At 30.8% G+C, this 17,833-nt stretch carries 17 protein-coding genes and 1 pseudogene; 7 read left to right on the top strand and 11 right to left on the bottom strand.

What is annotated here, in order from left to right:
• The 5 genes and pseudogenes from ACKTSW_RS05725 to ACKTSW_RS05705 form a co-directional block, all read right to left on the bottom strand.
• Positions 1 to 149: pseudogene (locus tag ACKTSW_RS05725) on the bottom strand (IS3 family transposase); the annotation flags it as partial.
• A 101-nt stretch (positions 150 to 250) separates the two neighbouring features.
• Entirely contained in the window at positions 251 to 1,288 is a 1,038-nt protein-coding gene (locus ACKTSW_RS05720) for a M28 family metallopeptidase (protein WP_408024319.1), read from the bottom strand.
• Positions 1,289 to 1,353: 65 nt separating this feature from the next.
• Complete coding sequence (locus ACKTSW_RS05715; protein WP_408024321.1) at positions 1,354 to 2,058, bottom strand: ABC transporter ATP-binding protein; 705 nt, start codon at positions 2,056 to 2,058, stop codon at positions 1,354 to 1,356.
• 127 nt (positions 2,059 to 2,185) lie between these two features.
• Entirely contained in the window at positions 2,186 to 3,217 is a 1,032-nt protein-coding gene (locus ACKTSW_RS05710) for a FecCD family ABC transporter permease (protein WP_408024318.1), read from the bottom strand.
• Complete coding sequence (locus ACKTSW_RS05705) at positions 3,218 to 3,796, bottom strand: non-canonical purine NTP diphosphatase (RefSeq protein ID WP_408024317.1); 579 nt, start codon at positions 3,794 to 3,796, stop codon at positions 3,218 to 3,220.
• Between the two features lie 202 nt (positions 3,797 to 3,998).
• On the opposite strand from ACKTSW_RS05705, the gene ACKTSW_RS05700 reads away from it, so the two are divergent.
• Positions 3,999 to 4,760, top strand: a complete 762-nt coding sequence (locus ACKTSW_RS05700; protein ID WP_408024316.1) for a helix-turn-helix domain-containing protein — start codon at positions 3,999 to 4,001, stop codon at positions 4,758 to 4,760.
• A gap of 39 nt (positions 4,761 to 4,799) precedes the next feature.
• On the opposite strand, the gene ACKTSW_RS05695 is transcribed toward ACKTSW_RS05700, so the two are convergent.
• The 6 genes from ACKTSW_RS05695 to ACKTSW_RS05670 all read right to left on the bottom strand — a co-directional run bounded on the left by ACKTSW_RS05695 (position 4,800) and on the right by ACKTSW_RS05670 (position 10,415).
• Positions 4,800 to 5,669 (bottom strand): coiled-coil domain-containing protein, encoded by an 870-nt coding sequence (locus tag ACKTSW_RS05695; RefSeq protein WP_408024315.1) that lies wholly within the window; start codon positions 5,667 to 5,669, stop codon positions 4,800 to 4,802.
• A gap of 143 nt (positions 5,670 to 5,812) precedes the next feature.
• Positions 5,813 to 6,286, bottom strand: a complete 474-nt coding sequence (gene rlmH / locus ACKTSW_RS05690) for a 23S rRNA (pseudouridine(1915)-N(3))-methyltransferase RlmH (protein WP_408024314.1) — start codon at positions 6,284 to 6,286, stop codon at positions 5,813 to 5,815.
• Positions 6,287 to 6,664: 378 nt separating this feature from the next.
• Positions 6,665 to 8,095: an SMP-30/gluconolactonase/LRE family protein gene (locus ACKTSW_RS05685; protein WP_408024313.1), complete on the bottom strand. Its 1,431-nt coding sequence runs from the start codon at positions 8,093 to 8,095 to the stop codon at positions 6,665 to 6,667.
• 162 nt (positions 8,096 to 8,257) lie between these two features.
• A complete protein-coding gene (locus tag ACKTSW_RS05680) occupies positions 8,258 to 8,587 on the bottom strand; it encodes a hypothetical protein (RefSeq protein WP_408024312.1) in 330 nt (109 codons plus the stop codon).
• Positions 8,588 to 8,591: 4 nt separating this feature from the next.
• On the bottom strand, positions 8,592 to 9,083 hold the full coding sequence (locus tag ACKTSW_RS05675) for a sigma-70 family RNA polymerase sigma factor (RefSeq protein WP_408024311.1): 492 nt from the start codon (positions 9,081 to 9,083) through the stop codon (positions 8,592 to 8,594).
• Between the two features lie 744 nt (positions 9,084 to 9,827).
• Entirely contained in the window at positions 9,828 to 10,415 is a 588-nt protein-coding gene (locus tag ACKTSW_RS05670; protein WP_408024310.1) for a 2OG-Fe(II) oxygenase, read from the bottom strand.
• A 306-nt stretch (positions 10,416 to 10,721) separates the two neighbouring features.
• On the opposite strand from ACKTSW_RS05670, the gene nadC reads away from it, so the two are divergent.
• The 6 genes from nadC (at position 10,722) to folE (ending at position 17,766) form a co-directional block, all read left to right on the top strand.
• Positions 10,722 to 11,582, top strand: a complete 861-nt coding sequence (gene nadC / locus ACKTSW_RS05665; protein WP_408024309.1) for a carboxylating nicotinate-nucleotide diphosphorylase — start codon at positions 10,722 to 10,724, stop codon at positions 11,580 to 11,582.
• A gap of 84 nt (positions 11,583 to 11,666) precedes the next feature.
• Positions 11,667 to 13,775, top strand: coding sequence for a M3 family metallopeptidase (locus ACKTSW_RS05660; protein ID WP_408024308.1), 2,109 nt, complete (start codon positions 11,667 to 11,669; stop codon positions 13,773 to 13,775).
• Positions 13,776 to 14,345: a pentapeptide repeat-containing protein gene (locus ACKTSW_RS05655; protein WP_408024307.1), complete on the top strand. Its 570-nt coding sequence runs from the start codon at positions 13,776 to 13,778 to the stop codon at positions 14,343 to 14,345. It begins immediately after the preceding gene.
• A 240-nt stretch (positions 14,346 to 14,585) separates the two neighbouring features.
• A complete protein-coding gene (locus tag ACKTSW_RS05650) occupies positions 14,586 to 15,521 on the top strand; it encodes a YihY/virulence factor BrkB family protein (RefSeq protein ID WP_408024306.1) in 936 nt (311 codons plus the stop codon).
• Between the two features lie 140 nt (positions 15,522 to 15,661).
• Positions 15,662 to 17,023 (top strand): histidine--tRNA ligase, encoded by a 1,362-nt coding sequence (hisS, locus tag ACKTSW_RS05645; RefSeq protein WP_408024305.1) that lies wholly within the window; start codon positions 15,662 to 15,664, stop codon positions 17,021 to 17,023.
• A 74-nt stretch (positions 17,024 to 17,097) separates the two neighbouring features.
• A complete protein-coding gene (gene folE, locus ACKTSW_RS05640; protein WP_408024304.1) occupies positions 17,098 to 17,766 on the top strand; it encodes a GTP cyclohydrolase I FolE in 669 nt (222 codons plus the stop codon).
• Positions 17,767 to 17,833: the final 67 nt, after the last annotated feature.

Below are 17,833 nucleotides of genomic sequence, written 5' to 3'. Positions count from 1 at the left end.
ACAGTACTCCTACCTTGAATACCATAGACTTTTTGTACCTGCTTATAGGTGTAGTTGCCTTTTTCTACCTCGGCTACTAAGGCTAATTTAAAGCCTAAATTGTAATCGCGTTGGGTGCGCTTAACCCACTTGTTTACTCCTTTACTCATAATAAGTCGATTTTGTGTCAACTTATTTCAGGACGGGACATATAAAGCAAATAAAAAGCTCATCTAATTAGATGAGCTTTTTATTTGCTGTGATTTAAACCTTATTCTACGGCTTTATCAACTACAACACGATTCTCACGATTCGCAACTTCCCAAGCAGTATGGAAAACCAAACGAGCTCTATTTTCTAACATTTCATAATTGATTTTGTCAGGAGTGTCAGTTGGTCGGTGATAATCGGCATGTGTTCCGTTAAAATAAAAAATAACAGGAATGTTGTGCTTCGCAAAATTATAGTGGTCTGAACGATAATAAAAACGGTTAGGGTCGTTATCATCGTTGTATTTATAATCTAAATCGATGTTTGAATATTTTTTATTCATCGCTTCAGAGATGTTGTGTAATTCAGTACTTAATTTATCAGAACCAATTAAATATACATAATTTGGGTTTCCTTTGTGGCGGTCGTCAACTCTACCAATCATGTCAATATTTAAGTTGGTAACAGTATTTGCTAATGGGAAAATAGGATTTTCGGTATAATACTTAGAGCCTAATAAACCTTTTTCTTCACCAGTAACATGTAAGAATAGAATAGAACGCTTAGGACCTTTACCAGCATCAGTAGCTTGTTTAAAAGCTTCAGCAATTTCTAAAATAGCTACAGTACCTGATCCATCATCATCTGCACCATTATAAATTTTTCCATTTTTAACTCCTTCGTGGTCCAAGTGTGCAGAAATAACGACTACTTCTTCTGGTTTTTCTGTTCCTTTAATAAAAGCAACTACGTTTTCAGAATCTTTTAAAGTTATTCCTCTACGATTGTCACTTAAGTACTCAGAAGGTACTTCTTGAAAGTAATCATCACCACCTAAAGGAGAAGTAATTCCTTGACTAACATAAAAATCTTTTAAATACTTTACCGCTTTTTTTTGTCCAGATTCTCCAGTGTCTCTTCCTTCAAATTCATCTGATGCATAGATAAATAAATGTTTACCTAAATCTTTTGCGGTAATGGTTTTTGCATATTTTGCAGCCTGGTCTGTCGTTGCATCATTATCTGTATTTGCAGTTTCTTTACTTGAGCCACATGCTACCAGTGCAACTGCACTAGCTATATAAAGTAATTTTTTCATCAATAATTAAGGTTTGTTTAGTTTGATTAACTTCAAAAGTAACAAAATGTTGTTATTGCTCAAATTTAATTTTTCTTAATAACGAATTGTTCTAATGTTTTGTTAAAACTTATTAATTCTTTAGGAAAAAGTTCTTCAAAAGCATTTTGAGCAATTAATTCTTGTGAAGTACCAGTGTATAATTGCTTTTCAGAAAGTAGTATGAATTCATCAGCTAATTGAATAGCTAGATTTACTTCATGAGTAGAAATAATAATAGTTTTTCCTGTGTTCTTTACAAGTTTCTTTAACAAAGAAAATACTTTAAATGTGTGGTGTATATCTAGGTGTGCAGTAGGTTCGTCTAAAATGATGATTTCAGTATCTTGAGCTAAAGCACGAGCAATAAGTACACGTTGTAATTGACCATCACTTAATTCATAAAAACGTTTATTTTTTAAATGTGTAATTTCTGTTTGTTCAATTGCCCAAAGAATCTTTTTTAAATGATCTTGTGTAAGTTTGTCAATCCAGTTAGTGTAGGGTTGACGTCCTAAAGCTACCAATTCAAAAACGGTTAATTGGCTTAAAGGTAAACGTTCTGTTAATACTAAACTCAGTGTAGTAGATAGTTCTTGATTTGTGAAAGCTGAAAGTTCTTTTTGATTAATTTTTACAGCACCTTTTAAAGGCTTTTGAACTTTAGAAATAGTACGTAGTAAAGTTGACTTTCCTATTCCGTTTTTACCTAACAATGCAACAAATTTTCCTTTTTCAATAGCTAAATCAATATTGGAAGCAATAATAGTTTGTTCCTTTTTTGATTGATATCCTATAGAAAGGCTTTCTGTTTGTAAGACGATATGTTTTTGTTGTTGCTTGATATTTATTGATTTATAATGTTTTGTAATTCTGACTCTATACGTATATTTTCTTTTTTCTTACGAGCAGCCAAATAACTACAGGTGCTCCAAATAATGAAGTTATAGCGTTAATAGGTAACGTAAATTCACTTGTTGGTAATTGTGCTATACTATCACAAATCAACAAAATGATGGCTCCTATTAAAGCTACCGCAGGTAATAATATTTTATGATTTGAAGTAGAAAAAATCATTTTTGAGATATGTGGAACAGCCAGTCCGACAAAAGCAATAGGACCTGAAAAAGCAGTAATTACTCCTGTAAGAATACTTGTAATTAATAAAATAATATTTCTACTTTTTTTAATGTTGATACCAAGGCTTTTTGCATAGTTTTCACCTAATAAAAAGCTGTTTAAAGGTTTTATAACAGAAAAAGTTCCAAGAATTCCTACAAGGTAAATAACTCCAAAAACCGAAAGTTCAGCCCAAGTTAGGTTTCCAAGACTTCCAAAGCTCCAAAATAAATATTGTTGTATTTGTTCAGCTTCACTAAAAAAAGCTAAAACACTAATAACTGCTGATGTTAAGGAACCAAACATTAATCCAATAATTAAAATAGACATCGTATTACGAACTTTATTAGCAGCAATTATAACAGCTGATAATACTAAGAAAGATCCTGCACTTGCAGCGATAGCTAGTGCCCAATTTGAATAAATTGCTACTAAGAAAAAACCACCAAAAACACCTGAGCCTAAAATAAGTAATGCTACCCCAAGGCTTGCCCCAGAAGATATTCCTAGTACAAAAGGACCCGCAAGTGGGTTTCTGAATAATGTTTGCATTAATAAACCACTTATTGATAATCCAGAGCCTACCAATATTGCAGTAATTGACTTGGGTAAACGGTAGTTGATAATGATAGTTTCCCAACTGTCTTTGGCAACAGTATTGCCAAGTAAGGAGTTAAATATTTCTTTTAAAGGAATTGATACTGAACCTAGACTAATGTTTAGTAGTAAAAAAACGATTAGTAAAATCGATAACAATAAAAAATGAGCGGTGTATGTTTTTGATAAATTCAATTAACTAATTGATTTTAAAAATGCTACTAACTGCTGAATAGCTAATCCTCTATGACTTATTTTGTTTTTTTCTTCAGGTGTCATTTCTGCAAATGATTTATTATACCCTTCAGGCTGGAAAATAGGATCGTATCCAAAACCTTTTTCACCGTGTTTAGATATTAAAATACTTCCTTTACAAATTCCGTCAAATAAAAATTGGTTTCCATCTAAATTTAAACAAATTGAAGTTCTAAACTGAGCATCTCTGTTAGGTTTATTATTTAACTCAGTTAACAGTTTTTGCATATTATTTTCTGCATTAGCAGGTTCACCAGCATAACGAGCAGAATATACACCAGGCCCTCCGTTTAAAGCGATAACTTCTAAACCAGTATCGTCAGCAAAACAATTATACCCAAATTTTTTAGTAATATAATTCGCTTTAATTTTAGCGTTTCCTTCTAAAGTAGTTGCAGTTTCCTCAATCTCATCAAAACAGTTAATATCTTTTAAAGATAACAGTTCAATAGAGTTAGGAAGCATTTTTTGAACTTCAGTAAGTTTGTTTAGGTTATTAGTAGCAAAAACCAGTTTCATGTATTGAAAAATTTACAAAAGCAAATGTATTCAATTTTTATCATCTTTGTGGTTGTTTTTCTTTTTTGTAAAAGTAAGATAGTCTCTGAAAGTATTGCAAATAAAGAGATGTCGTGTAAATGTCGGGGTTAAAACAATTAAAATCTTTTTTCAAATTAGCAATCAAAAGTAATATTGTATGAAAAATAAAAATTTACTTATCATGAAACAACCAGATTTAGGAAAAAGGATTCTTGAATTGAGAAAACAAAAAGGTTTAACTCAAGAAGAGCTTGTTGAAAAATGCAATATTAATGTACGTACCATACAACGCATAGAGGCAGGAGAAACGATGCCTAGAAGTTTTACTATAAAGACAATATTACAGGCATTAGATGCAACTATTGATTTAGATGAATTTACAAAAGAGCTAGTACTTACAAATCAAGATAAGAAGAAACTAAACTTAGCTTGGTTTTTTGGAATCATTTATTTTGTTTTTGGTTTTGTTGAAACCATTGCAGATGTATATCAGTTTACAAAGAATGAATCTAACTTTAATGTGTTGATATATGTTAGCATTAAAGTTGTTTCTTCTGTAGCTTTTGTATTATTCTTTATGGGGTTTTTAAGAATAGCCAAAATTTATGCTCATAAATTATTAGAGGTAGTGGTTTATGTCTTTATGTTAGTTTATGTGTTGTTTGAGTTCTATGATATATTTTTAATAAGTTTTAGTAAAGAGACTATTGGAGTATCTCTTGTAGCGGAGTTACTTGTTTTTGGAGTAATTCAAATAATTTTTGGTATTGGCTTATTGCAGTTAAAGAGTAAGTTGGGAACTTTAGTGCAAGTATGTGGCGTTTTAGAAATAATAACAGGAGCTTTACTAGCTACAATTGTTTTAGCTAGTTTAGGGCTATTCTTGTTAATACCTACTATAATAATTGAAATAATAATAGTTTATAAGTTGGCAAGAAAATAAATAACTTAATAAAAAAAGAGGCTTAATTGCCTCTTTTTTTTATCCTTTAATTTTTGCTAATTCTTGTTTTTTAACGTCTATCTCATTTTCAATTTTTAGCAAGCGATTTTCAATTTTATCAATAATAACTTGTTTTCTTTCAATACTTTCTTTAGAAGTAGTAGCGTCTTTTTTTGCTTTTTCTAGTTTAGACTTCATTTTAGCTAAGCCTTCTTTACCGCTTATTAAAATTTCTTCATTAATACTAATATCGTCTTCAAGGTCACTAATTAAAGTGTTTTTCTCTTTACTAATATTCTTCTCTTTAGCTTTAATTTGGTTGCTTAATTGTTTCAGTTTTTCTTCCTCTAAACGCAAAGCTTCTTGCTCTTTTAAGTAAGCAAGCTCTCTAGCTTTACGTTCTTCGTCTAACTTTTTTCGAGCCTCTTCAAGCTTTTGTTTTTGTAAAAGAACCTCTTTCTGCTCATCACTTATATTATCTTCATATACAACCAAACCATTGCTTGCAGTAGCAGCTTTACCTTCTTCTTTTACATCTTCTTCCTTAGCCTCTTCTTTTTTAAGTTTTCTAGCTAATTTCCTTTCAAGGATGTTTAAATCTTTCTTTTGGTTATCAACTTGTGCGTTTAATTTAGTAAGTCTTTGTTGCATATTTGCAACAATTTTCTCTTTTCTCTCTATTTCTTGTTTTGTAGCTTTTTTATTTTTTTTAAAGCGCTCAAAATTTGTTTTTACACGTTTTAAAGCGGTAACGCCACTTACTAGAATTTCTTCATTAGCATTAATTTGATTTTCTTTATTTTTTACTTGAATCTTTAATTCTTTAATATCATCTTGTGCAACTATTTGTTGTGTGTGTACAAAAGCTGTAAAAAGGGTTAAAGCAGCTAAGAATTTTAGTGTTTTCATTTTAATATTAGGGTATTAAGATTTAATTTTTTGGGGCGCAAAATTACAGGTTATTAGTATAAAAAAACAACTTTTTGGGAAGTTTTTTTAGAAAGAAGAAATACGGTGTGTTAATTTGTATGATTGCAGAGAGATTATTATGGTTATTCATGGTGGTAAGGTTCATTACGTAAAATGGTAAACCCACGATAAATTTGCTCAACAATAAACAAACGAATCATTTGATGTGAAAAAGTCATTTTAGATAAAGATAACTTTCCTTGTGCTTTATTGTATACAGCATCAGAAAAACCATAAGGACCACCAATAACCAATACCAGTTGTTTAATGCCGGAGTTCATTTTCTTCTGTAAATATTTTGAAAACTCTACAGAAGTATGTTGTTTTCCTTTATCATCCAATAAAACTAACTGATCTGTAGGTTGAAGCTCAGCTAAGATTAAATCACCTTCTTTTTCTTTTTGTTGCCCCTCGCTCAAGTTTTTAACATTTTTAATATCAGGAATAATTTTCAGCTCAAATTTTACGTAATGTTTTAAGCGGTTTTGGTATTCGTCAATTAATTGTTGTAACTGTTTATTATCAGTTTTACCTATGGCGAGTAGTTTTATTTTCATACGACAAAATTACGAATGTTTTATAAACCCTTAAAGAGATAGGTTTTCAGTATTAAAAAGTAAGTTTTATGTAAAAAATTGAATTTCCAAGTACTATTATCACTATAGTTCCTATTATCCAACTCATTTCACGGTTTGTGTTTAACGTGTTGTAGGCTTCTTTTTTTTTAGGACACCTCTAAATTCGACAAATAATTATTGTTAATGCCAGATTTGATGAAGAATTCATTTGTTTTTTAGCTCAGTTCTTTGTTGTGCATCGTAATACTTTTGATTATTGTAAATCTACTTCATTGTTGAATTAATATCTAATAGTTTTATTTTCTGTACATAATCTGGGGCAATTTATTTGCAAATTAACTTATTGACCTTTAAAAACTAACGAGAATGCAGCTTTACTTTTAATAGCTTGATTGTGTCTAATTGATTCAATTTTTTTATTACCCCATTTTCAAAACCACTTCGCATTTGAGCATTTGCCAGATAAATAAAATATCCGGCTGCTATTTCTCCTGTTGCTGGTTGATTAAAATGTGGATTGTTAGCTTCTAATATTCTTTGGTGTTTAATAATTTGATTCTTTTCGTCTAATGAAAACTCTAAAATTCTATTGCGAAAGGGTTGATTCCCAATAAGAGTTCCTTTATAGTAGGCCAAACCATCTATTCTTATATCTACTATTCCTGATGATTTTTTCAGAAACGAATAAGTCTTATTGTTTAAGTTATACTGCATGATTCCATTTTGGGTTGCGATATATAAATAATTTTGATCATCTGATATTGTTACTCCATTAGGAAAAACAAATAAAGAATCCTTAATAGCTAAGCTCTCAAAAGATTTAGAATTAGGGTTTAAGTAGTATATTTTGTTATTTAAAGATTCACTAACATATACACCGCCATTGTTATCAATACATAGGTCATTAAACCCATAACGACCTTCAATTTCGGGCTCAAATATGTTTAGGAGATTTCCTTCAGGTAATTGATATACATATAGTTTAGCAGTCCATTCTGTTTTAGGTTCTGGATACTTCATAGGTAAAGCTTCTCCACCATTAAAAGATATCACCCAAAGGCGTTTATTCTTTTCGTCTACTTCCATTCCCACCGTGCTCCATAACCCGTCCTCTTGTTCCGTCTTAAAGTCATAATAAGAACCATCTGAATTAATAGCTATGATTTTCTGTTTATACGTACTGGAGAGGAATACTGTTTTTGAAATATGATCATATGCAACTCCTTCCGGTATCAAATCAACTTCATTGATTGAAGCATATTTTTCACTTAAATTTATCGGAAGTTCGAATGCCTCTTCTTCACTCAGTTTCTGCCTAGTAGATGTATTTCCTATGATTTTCCATTGTTCATTAACTTTCCTGTAGTTTGCATTCCAAGCAAAGAGTGTATATTCATGTTCTCCAAAACTTCCTTTTTGACCCCGATGCTGAATATCAATTAATTTTTGAACATATAAAGAGGCAGTATAACCATCTTCAGAAAGATGAATAATCGGATTCTGGACATCATCCCAAGAAGTATACTGAACATTAGTGAAATAGTTGCTAAATCTCTTTTTAATGTCCTGATTAGATATTTTTTGTATTTGGCCATCAGAGATACTTATCATTGTATCTGCAATTTGATCTACCAAAAGTTGAGCATTATTTTCCATGTGTGCTAAACGTTGTAATTCATTGGATTGAATGAGTTCTTCTACATCATATATTTTTTCCTGTTTAACTTTACATGAACCTAAACTGACCAAAAGACCTAATAATATGCAGTGATATTTGAAATATTTCATATTTACCATTTTATGTTTTTATGTTTTTATGGTTTGTATATGAAAAGTAGTGCATTTTAAGCACTAAATTTTCAGTTTTACAATGATCTTAATTTATTAATTTTCTTTTGTTTAGGCGATTAAATTGCTGTTTTTTTTATATACGTTTATTGTTCAGTAGTTTTATTTATTTTTCTTGAGTTTAGATATAACTTTCTCTAAAAAATTAGAAATGAAATTTAATCCGCTTTTTACTGATTTTTTTTCAAATTTCGTTACTGAAGTAGTTATAAAAGCTAGGTCTCTTTTAATTGAATCTTTTTCAAATTTAGTTGTGGAAGAAGTTATAAAAGCTAAATCCTTATTGATTGAATCTTTCTCAAATTGACTAGCCTTACTTTTAAATTCATCTAAGAGCTGTGATACTTGAATATTAATTTTTTCGGATTGAGGCTGGTCATTCCAAGCATCTTTGATGTCGTGCCAAATATTTTTTTGTTCATTATTCCACATAGTATTATATTTTATTTGTTATACAATCCAACAGGATTTTTTTAATCCTTTTCATTTTTACAGCAATATGATTTTCTGTTAATCCGGTTATTTCAGCAATTTCTTTATACTTCAATTTTTCTAAATAAAGGATAATAATTGATTTATTTTCATTGTTTAGTTTTGAGATGCAAGAAGTTAAAGCATTATACTTTTCTTGTTGTTCATTCTCAATAGGCATTTCAACAGGAGTAAATTGAATAGATTCTAATTGAAGTGTCTTGTTATAAGTTTTCTCTGATTTTTGTTTTGAGCGAAGACAGACATTTAGTGTAATTCTGTAAATCCAAGTGTCAACACTCGAATTACCTTTAAAAGTTGAAAGAGATTTCCAAATTGCAAAAATTACCTCTTGGAAAAGGTCTTGAGGTTCTAAAGGAGAAACTGCGTAAATTTTACAAATTCTATAAATTTTCTCTTTATTATTCTCAAGTAGCTGTTCAAATGTTTCTGTCATCGGTTTTTTTATCTTTCATTATTAATCTCTACTTATTTAGTGACAATAGTTTTCGAAATATGACAGGTTTATGAATTTATATACGAATTATCTTAAGTGTCTTTGAAATATGGCTACAAGTTAAAATTAATTTTACGCTGTTTTTAAATATACCATATTAGGTGTTTTATAGTCTAAAGATAAATGTAATCTAATTTTTATGTATAAATTAATTGCATTTTCGCAGCAATGATTTTTTTCTGTCATGCTTATTCCAATTTTATTTCTTTTAAGTATTTGTGTGTAAACATTGCTGCAATACTGTATACCTCTGTTTGAATAAAGTATAAGTTTATTGATGTTTTTGTACTTATAGAATCTGTGCATTGAATTTGTTGTCTTTTCAATAGTTGAGAAGTCAAACTTCGGAATAGGTTTTCTTGTTTCAGTTTCTTACGCTGAACCTTTGCAAGAAAGCAAATTCAAACTCAGAAAAAGTATTAATATTTTAGTAGCGATTTTCATTTCAGGTATTGTGTACAACTCGTCATATACCAAACTTTACTTCTTTTATCTCGACAAATACATGTGATATCATAAAGTGTAGCAATTTTTATACGCTATCAAATATAATAAAATCAATGTTTTATATAAGGTAAAGTTATTAACGAGTTACTGTTGTTTGTTAATTAATTATACAATTACTGCGAACCTAATACAAAGCGCGTATACATTCTTACAGAACCCCATAAGCCCCTTAACAACCTACCTATACGGAGGGCCTGCAACCCAACCAACAATAGATTTACGAACTCCTTTAGTAATAGGGGTTACACGATGCATCATAAAAGAAGGAAAAACGATGATGGTACCTTTCTCTCTAGGAGCATTTACAATTTTTTGATTCAGCATAAACTGTAAATCCCCACCTTCATATTCATCAGGGTCAGATAATTGCATGGAAATACTCAACTTTCTATCAGAAATTTCACCCGCTCCAAAATCCAAATGCCAATCAAAAAAATCACCTTCCGTATAGCTAGCCAATTGTAAACAATTATGAAACCCCAATAAATCAAACCAATACCGTTCATTATTACATTGAATAGCCAAACCAGCCAATCGGTTGTATACCCATTCATTTTCAGGAGTATTGTCAATAAACATCACATCGCTTTTCCGAAGTTCATCATCATAAGTATCCGCTCCACTCAGCGTTGCTTTAATTTTTTGATTGTCATCCCATAAACTAAGAATTCTTTCTGTTTCATGTGGAAGAAATAATCCGTTGTAATGCACAAATTCAACAAAATTATGTTTTAACGGAAGACCAAATGGGTAGTTTATTGCCATAGTATAAAAGTAGTTGTAAGCGAAGAAAAAGTATTCTTTTCTCTATGATTTTTGTATTTTTAAATCTGTTAGTATTTTGATAGCACAATATAAAAAATCAAAGACCATGTTTTTAAAAAAATCCGTAAAAGCAAGTATTTTAATTAGGAACGTCGTGTTATTAGTAATGGCTTTTCTATTTGTTAAATTAGTATAAGTTTAGAATTTTGTTAGTAAAGAAAGAGTGAAAATCACCAAAATAATAAGCAAAAAACTCAAAACAGAGAACTAAAAATAATTGTATTTTTACGTCAACAATTCAATACTATGATTTCAAAACAACAATTTAATAAAGAGTTAGATTTAATTATAGCAAATGCTATTCGAGAAGATATTGGAGATGGAGATCACACATCATTATCGTGTATTCCTAATGATGCTACTGGTAAAGCAAAATTATTGGTAAAAGACGAAGGAGTTATTGCAGGGGTAGAATTTGCAAAAATGGTGTTTGTTTATGTCGATCCAAGTTTAGAAGTAGAAACGTTAATTAACGATGGGGAAGAAGTAAAGTATGGAGATGTTGTGTTTTATGTTTCAGGAAAATCGCAATCGATACTTATGGCAGAACGCTTGGTGTTAAATGCCATGCAACGTATGAGTGCAATAGCAACCAAAACAAAGTTTTTTGCCAACTTATTAGAAGGAACAAAAACCAAAGTATTAGATACACGAAAAACAACACCCGGAATTCGTGCTTTAGAAAAATGGGCAGTAAAAATAGGAGGAGGAGAAAACCACCGATTTGCTTTGTACGATATGGTAATGATAAAAGACAATCATATTGATTTTGCTGGTGGAATTACACAAGCAATAACCAAGACTAAGAAATACCTAGCGGAAAAAAAACTAGATATTAAAATTATTGTTGAAGCTCGTAGTTTAGAAGAAATTGAAGAGATTTTACAAAATGAGGGTGTATACAGAATTTTAATAGATAATTTTAATTATGAAGATACCCGCAAAGCAGTTGAAATGATTGGAGACACATGCTTAACAGAATCTTCTGGAGGAATTAACGAAAAAACCATTAGAGAGTATGCAGAGTGCGGGGTTGATTTTATCTCCTCTGGAGCTTTAACACATTCAGTATATAATATGGACTTAAGCTTAAAAGCTGTTGATTAATTTAAATAGTCATTAAGAGTGAAACGAAGTAATCTTTTGTAGATATTATATTTCACTCTGTTAGAATAATAAAGACCAAAACTCATGAAAAAACAATTATTAGTTATAGCCACCTTAGTAGTGACTATGGCGTGTAAAACAGAACAAGCTAAAAAAGAAAGCGAGACCCATATCAATATGAAAGAAAACCCGTTGCTAGTTCAGAGTACCGTAGATTACGGAGCACCAGACTTTACTAAGATAAAGAACGAACACTTTATGCCTGCAATTTTAGAAGGTATGAAAGTTCAAAATGAAGAGATAGTTAAGATTGTAGCGAATAAAGAAGCTGCTACCTTTGAAAATACCATACTAGCTTTAGAAGAAAGTAGTAAAATATTAGACAATGTAACAGCAGTTTTTTATGCATTAACTGGAGCACATACAAACGACGTGCTGAAAGAAAATCAAAAAGAATTAGCACCAAAGTTTTCTAAACATAACGATGAGATTTTATTAAACACGAAGTTGTTTGAAAGAATAAATAAGGTACACAACGATTTAGAAAATTTAGGTTTAGATGCTGAGTCGAAACACTTAGTAAAAGAATATTACAAAAACTTTGTAAAAGCTGGAGCTAATTTGTCTGAAGAAAAGAAAACCGAATTAAAGGAAATTAATGCAGAATTAGCAAGCTTATCGAATGATTTTGGGAAGAAATTACTAGATGCTAGTAAAAAAGGTGGATTAACCATTACCGATAAAGAAAAGTTAGCAGGACTTTCTGAGGATAAAATCAAAAGTTTAGAAAAAGACGGAAAGTATGAAATCCAACTAATTAATACGACGCAACAACCGTTACTGCAAACGTTAGAAAATAGAGAGGTTCGTAAAGAATTGTTCGAAAAATCTATTCATAGAACAGATGCTGGTGATTATAATACAAGTGATTTAGTGAAAAAAATGGCGCTTTTACGATTGAAAAAAGCACAAATATTAGGGTTTGATAATTATGCTAGTTGGAGCTTGCAAGGTACCATGGCTTCTACACCAGATAAGGTTTTTGAAATGTTCAACGGATTAATTCCTGGTTCATTAGAAAAAGCAGCTGCAGAAACCAAAGAAATTCAGGCAGAAATTAATAAAGAAGGAAACAATTTTGATTTAGAACCGTATGATTGGAATCACTTTGCAGAGAAAGTACGTAAATCAAAATATAACCTAAATGAAGAGGAGGTTAAACCGTATTTTGAATTAACGAATGTATTAGAAAAAGGAGTTTTTTATGCAGCAACCAAACTATATGGAATTACGTTTAAAAAACGCACTGATATTCCAACCTATCATCCAGATGTAGTGGTTTATGAGATTTTTGAAGAAGATGGGAGTAAATTAGGGTTGTTTTATGGAGACTTTTTTGCAAGAGATAGTAAAAGAGGAGGAGCTTGGATGAGTTCTTTTGTAAAGCAATCAAAATTACGCAATCAAAAACCAGTAATTTTTAATGTATGTAACTACCCTAAACCAGCAGAAGGAGAGCCTGCATTAATCAGTTTTGATAATGTAGAAACAACTTTCCATGAGTTTGGGCATGCACTACATGGTTTATTTGGAAACCAACAATATGCATCAATTTCAGGAACAAGTACAGCAAGAGACTTTGTAGAATTTCCATCACAATTTAATGAAAACTGGGCAACGCACCCAGAAGTGTTAAATAACTATGCGTTACATTATGAAACAGAAGAGGTAATTCCTGATGAGTTATTACAAAAAATTAAAGATGCTGGAACCTTTAACCAAGGGTACTCTATTATAGAAAACTTATGCTCTTCTAATTTAGATATGCAATGGCATACCATTACTGCTGATACTAAAATAGAAGATGTAGCAAGTTTTGAAAATGAAGCATTAAAAAAGATGAATTTAAAAGTAGCTCAAATACCACCAAGGTACCGTTCAACATATTTTGCTCATATTTTTAGCGGAGGATATTCTGCGGGATATTACTCGTATTTATGGACAGAAATGTTGAGTCATGATGCGTACGATTGGTTTAAAAATAATGGCTTGTTAACAAGAGAAAACGGTCAGAAATTTAGAGAGCAAATCTTATCGAAAGGAAATACCATGGATTATGCAGAAATGTATAAAGCTTTTGCAGGTCGTGACCCACAAGCTGAACCAATGTTAAAAGCGAGAGGATTGCAATAAATGAATGATTTCTTTGATAACGAAACATATACAAAAGTTGATTTTAAATTAACAAAAATCAACAAAGGAGAATATGACAGCTGTACGTTCAAGAATTGTAATTTCGAGAACGTACACGCTTCAAATATTGAATTTTTAGAATGTGAGTTTATCGATTGTAACTTTAGCAATACAGTGGTAAACCATACCTCATTTAAAGACTGTGTTTTTGAAAATTGTAAGATAATTGGCGTAAAATTTAATGAATGCAACAACTTTCTCTTAGCAATGAGTTTTCATAACTGTCAACTAAATGTATCTTCTTTCTATCAATTAAAAATTCCGGGAACAAAATTTGTAAATTGTAATTTACAAGAAGTAGATTTTATGGAAGCAGATATACAAAAAAGCATTTTTAAAAACTGTAATTTAAAAGGAGCGATTTTTGATCAAACTAATTTAGAAAAAACAGATTTAAGAACAGCTACTCATTTTACTATCAATCCTGAAAATAATAGGGTTAAAAAAGCAAAATTTTCTAATGAAAATATTGTAGGATTGTTGTATAAATATAATATTGTGGTGGAGTAAATGGTTTAGAATTATTGAAGTAACTTTCAAAAGAATCTTTTGACAGACTTTATGAGGAATTAAGAGAGATAAAAAGAACGCTGTTAAGTTTAATAAGAAAGCTGAAAGAAAAACGATGAAAGCCTTACAACTAATAAGACTTTGCAGCTTTGAACCTCAGAAACCAAAGACACTTTGTAGCTAAAAACACTTTGTAACTTAGAATCTCTAAAACTAGAAACACTTTGTAACTAAAAACGTATGACTAAACATATAGAAGAAAACCTAGAGAAAATTCCAGTGGTTAATTGGTTCGTAGCTTTTGGTAAAAAGATAAAAATTCCTGGTTTAGAAGGTATGTCTTTATACGACGTACTTGAAATGTATGTAATAGGTATAGTAAAAGGAGCATTAACAACAAGAGCGGGAGGTATTGCTTTTAGTTTTTTTATGGCAATTTTCCCTTTTTTACTATTTATTTTAACACTAATCCCATATATCCCGATAGAAGGGTTTCAAGACGGGTTACTCTCATTAATGCAAGAAGCATTACCCCCTAAAACCTTTGAAGCAGTCGATTTTGTTATTAAAGATATTATAAACAATCAGTATGGAGGTTTATTATCATTTGGTTTTTTAGCTTCCATTTTTTTAATGACCAATGGTGTAAATGCTATTTTTGGAGGGTTTGAATACTCATATCATGTAACCGAAGTAAGAAATGTATTAAGAGCCTACGTTATCTCTTTAGCAGTATCATTATTAATGTCTTTCTTCTTAATTGTAACAGTAACATTAATTATATTTTATCAAATAGCATTGGCAAGAATTCATAAGTTTGGATGGTTAAACACAGGAGACTTAGATTTGTTTTATTACGGAAGGGGTTTTCTTTTTTTAGTGATGATATTTACCATCGTATCACTACTTTTTAGGTATGGAACTAAACAAGGAAAAGAAGTGAAATTCTTTTCAGCTGGAGCGATTTTAACAACAGTAGTATCGATGTTTACCTTTTATTTATTTGGAATTTATGTAGTAAAGTTTGCCCAATACAATCAGCTATACGGTTCTATAGGTACCTTGTTAATTTTAATGTTGTTTGTTTGGTTAAATGCTATTATTTTACTCTTAGGATTTGAGTTAAATGCAACTATTTATAGGTTAAAGCATGAAAATAAAGCAGTAATCAAATAACATTATTCTTCATATTTTTCGGATATTTGCAGGCTAAAACGCAAATCAAATTACGAATTAACAATTAATTCATAATTATAAATATACTTTAGTGCTTAGTGTAACGAACTACTAAGAACTAACGACTAAAAACTTGTAAAATGAAACCAGGAATCCCAAAAGGAACAAGAGATTTTTCATCAACTGAAGTAGCAAAGAGAAACTATATTTTTAATACGATTAAACATTCGTTTGAAAATTTCGGGTTTCAACCTATTGAAACACCAAGTTTTGAAAACTCTTCTACATTAATGGGAAAATATGGAGAAGAAGGAGATCGTTTGATTTTTAAAATTCTAAATTCTGGTGATTATTTAAAGAAAGTAGACGAAAGTTTATTAGCGATTAAGGATAGTCAAAAAGTAACAACTAAAATTTCTGAAAAAGCACTTCGTTATGATTTAACTGTGCCATTTGCACGTTACGTGGTACAACACCAAAACGAAATTACCTTTCCGTTTAAACGTTATCAAATTCAACCAGTTTGGAGAGCAGACAAACCACAAAAAGGACGTTTTCGCGAGTTTTATCAATGCGATGCCGATGTGGTAGGAAGCACTTCTTTATGGCAAGAAGTTGAATTTGTACAATTATACGATACTGTTTTTAGTAAGTTAGGATTAAAAGGAACGATTATCAAAATCAACAACAGAAAAATTCTATCAGGAATAGCTGAGGTAATTGGAGCATCAGACAAGTTGATTGATTTCACAGTAGCTTTAGACAAGTTAGATAAAATAGGAAAAGACGGTGTGGTTAAGGAGATGTTGGAGAAAGGAATTTCTGCTGAAGCCATTGAAAAAGTTGATCCGTTATTTAATTTTTCTGGAAGTAATCAAGATAAGTTAGCTTCTTTAGAGGCTATGTTACAAGGGTCGGAAGAAGGGTTACAAGGAGTAGCAGATTTAAGAACTGTAGTTACTAGAGTAGAAAATATAGGATTAGATTCCGCAACCCTAGAATTAGATGTAACTCTAGCTCGTGGATTAAATTACTATACAGGAGCAATTTATGAAGTAGCAGCCCCAGAAGGTGTAAAAATGGGTTCTATTGGAGGAGGAGGTCGTTATGACGATTTGACAGGGATTTTTGGTTTAAAAGATGTTTCAGGAGTAGGGATTTCTTTTGGGTTGGATAGAATTTACTTGGTGATGGAAGAATTAGGCTTATTTGAAGCCCTGGCATTACCAAAACCTAAAGTTTTATTTTTAAACTTTAATGAAAATGAGAGTTTAGATAAAGTAAAAATGATAAAAAAGTTACGTAGTAACAATATAAAAACAGAAATGTATCCAGATACAGCAACAAGTAATAACCAACAAAAAAAGCAGTGGAAATATGCAACCAATAGAGAAATTGAGTTTGTGGTAACCACTGTAGAAAACGGTACACTTGTTGTTAAAGATATGTCAACTGGAGAGCAAACCACTTGTTCTTTAGATGAATTGATAAATAAAGTGTAGTAAATTACCAACAATGTTGTAAATTTGCGCCCTACTAATTTTAGATAGAAATGTTTGAAGTGAACAGCAACAAAATGAATGACGATAGATTAGACGAAATAGGAGAGAACCATATTGGTACATCAGCAAAAACACCTCTGCGAGCAGATGCTTTCGATATTTCTGATACCAAAAAAATAGAAAAAATTCAAAAAAGCGTTAAAGAGATTCTTGAAACGTTAGGAATGGATTTAACTGACGATAGCATGCAAGGAACTCCTAAAAGAGTAGCAAAAGCTTTCGTAAATGAATTGTTTATGGGATTAAACCCAAAAAACAAACCAGTAGCATCTACATTTGATAATACATATAAGTATGGTGAAATGTTAGTTGAAAAAAACATTATTGTGTATTCAACATGTGAACATCACTTATTGCCAATAATTGGTAGAGCACATGTGGCTTACATTTCAAATGGTAAGGTAATTGGTTTGTCAAAAATGAATCGTATTGTAGAGTATTATGCTAAGCGTCCACAAGTACAAGAACGTTTAACAATGCAAGTGGTGCAAGCAATGCAAGAAGCATTAGGAACCAAAGATGTAGCTTGTGTTATTGATGCAAAACATTTATGTGTTAACTCACGAGGAATTAAAGACATTGAAAGCAGTACAGTAACAGCTGAGTTTGGTGGAGCGTTTAAAAACAAAGAAACTAAACGAGAATTTTTAGATTATATTAAGTTAAATACAGATTTTCAGTAAATAAAAATAATAATAAAGAAAAAAGCTTATTCCGTTTTAGGAATAAGCTTTTTTTTTAATTTAAATT

It is taken from the genome of Tenacibaculum sediminilitoris (assembly GCF_964513795.1).
Taxonomy (GTDB): Bacteria; Bacteroidota; Bacteroidia; order Flavobacteriales; family Flavobacteriaceae; genus Polaribacter; species Polaribacter sediminilitoris.
Note: the sequence above shows the minus strand (reverse complement) of the source record. Positions and strands in the feature narration are given on the sequence as shown.

What these genes read in the sequence shown, in the direction of transcription:
- ACKTSW_RS05720 (WP_408024319.1), bottom strand. Translation starts at nt 1,288, where the DNA reads ATGAAAAAATTACTTTATATAGCTAGTGCAGTTGCACTGGTAGCATGT.
- ACKTSW_RS05705 (WP_408024317.1), bottom strand. Translation starts at nt 3,796, where the DNA reads ATGAAACTGGTTTTTGCTACTAATAACCTAAACAAACTTACTGAAGTT.
- ACKTSW_RS05700 (WP_408024316.1), top strand. Translation starts at nt 3,999, where the DNA reads ATGAAACAACCAGATTTAGGAAAAAGGATTCTTGAATTGAGAAAACAA.
- ACKTSW_RS05695 (WP_408024315.1), bottom strand. Translation starts at nt 5,669, where the DNA reads ATGAAAACACTAAAATTCTTAGCTGCTTTAACCCTTTTTACAGCTTTT.
- rlmH (WP_408024314.1), bottom strand. Translation starts at nt 6,286, where the DNA reads ATGAAAATAAAACTACTCGCCATAGGTAAAACTGATAATAAACAGTTA.
- ACKTSW_RS05685 (WP_408024313.1), bottom strand. Translation starts at nt 8,095, where the DNA reads ATGAAATATTTCAAATATCACTGCATATTATTAGGTCTTTTGGTCAGT.
- ACKTSW_RS05680 (WP_408024312.1), bottom strand. Translation starts at nt 8,587, where the DNA reads ATGTGGAATAATGAACAAAAAAATATTTGGCACGACATCAAAGATGCT.
- ACKTSW_RS05675 (WP_408024311.1), bottom strand. Translation starts at nt 9,083, where the DNA reads ATGACAGAAACATTTGAACAGCTACTTGAGAATAATAAAGAGAAAATT.
- ACKTSW_RS05670 (WP_408024310.1), bottom strand. Translation starts at nt 10,415, where the DNA reads ATGGCAATAAACTACCCATTTGGTCTTCCGTTAAAACATAATTTTGTT.
- nadC (WP_408024309.1), top strand. Translation starts at nt 10,722, where the DNA reads ATGATTTCAAAACAACAATTTAATAAAGAGTTAGATTTAATTATAGCA.
- ACKTSW_RS05660 (WP_408024308.1), top strand. Translation starts at nt 11,667, where the DNA reads ATGAAAAAACAATTATTAGTTATAGCCACCTTAGTAGTGACTATGGCG.
- ACKTSW_RS05655 (WP_408024307.1), top strand. Translation starts at nt 13,776, where the DNA reads ATGAATGATTTCTTTGATAACGAAACATATACAAAAGTTGATTTTAAA.
- ACKTSW_RS05650 (WP_408024306.1), top strand. Translation starts at nt 14,586, where the DNA reads ATGACTAAACATATAGAAGAAAACCTAGAGAAAATTCCAGTGGTTAAT.
- hisS (WP_408024305.1), top strand. Translation starts at nt 15,662, where the DNA reads ATGAAACCAGGAATCCCAAAAGGAACAAGAGATTTTTCATCAACTGAA.
- folE (WP_408024304.1), top strand. Translation starts at nt 17,098, where the DNA reads ATGAATGACGATAGATTAGACGAAATAGGAGAGAACCATATTGGTACA.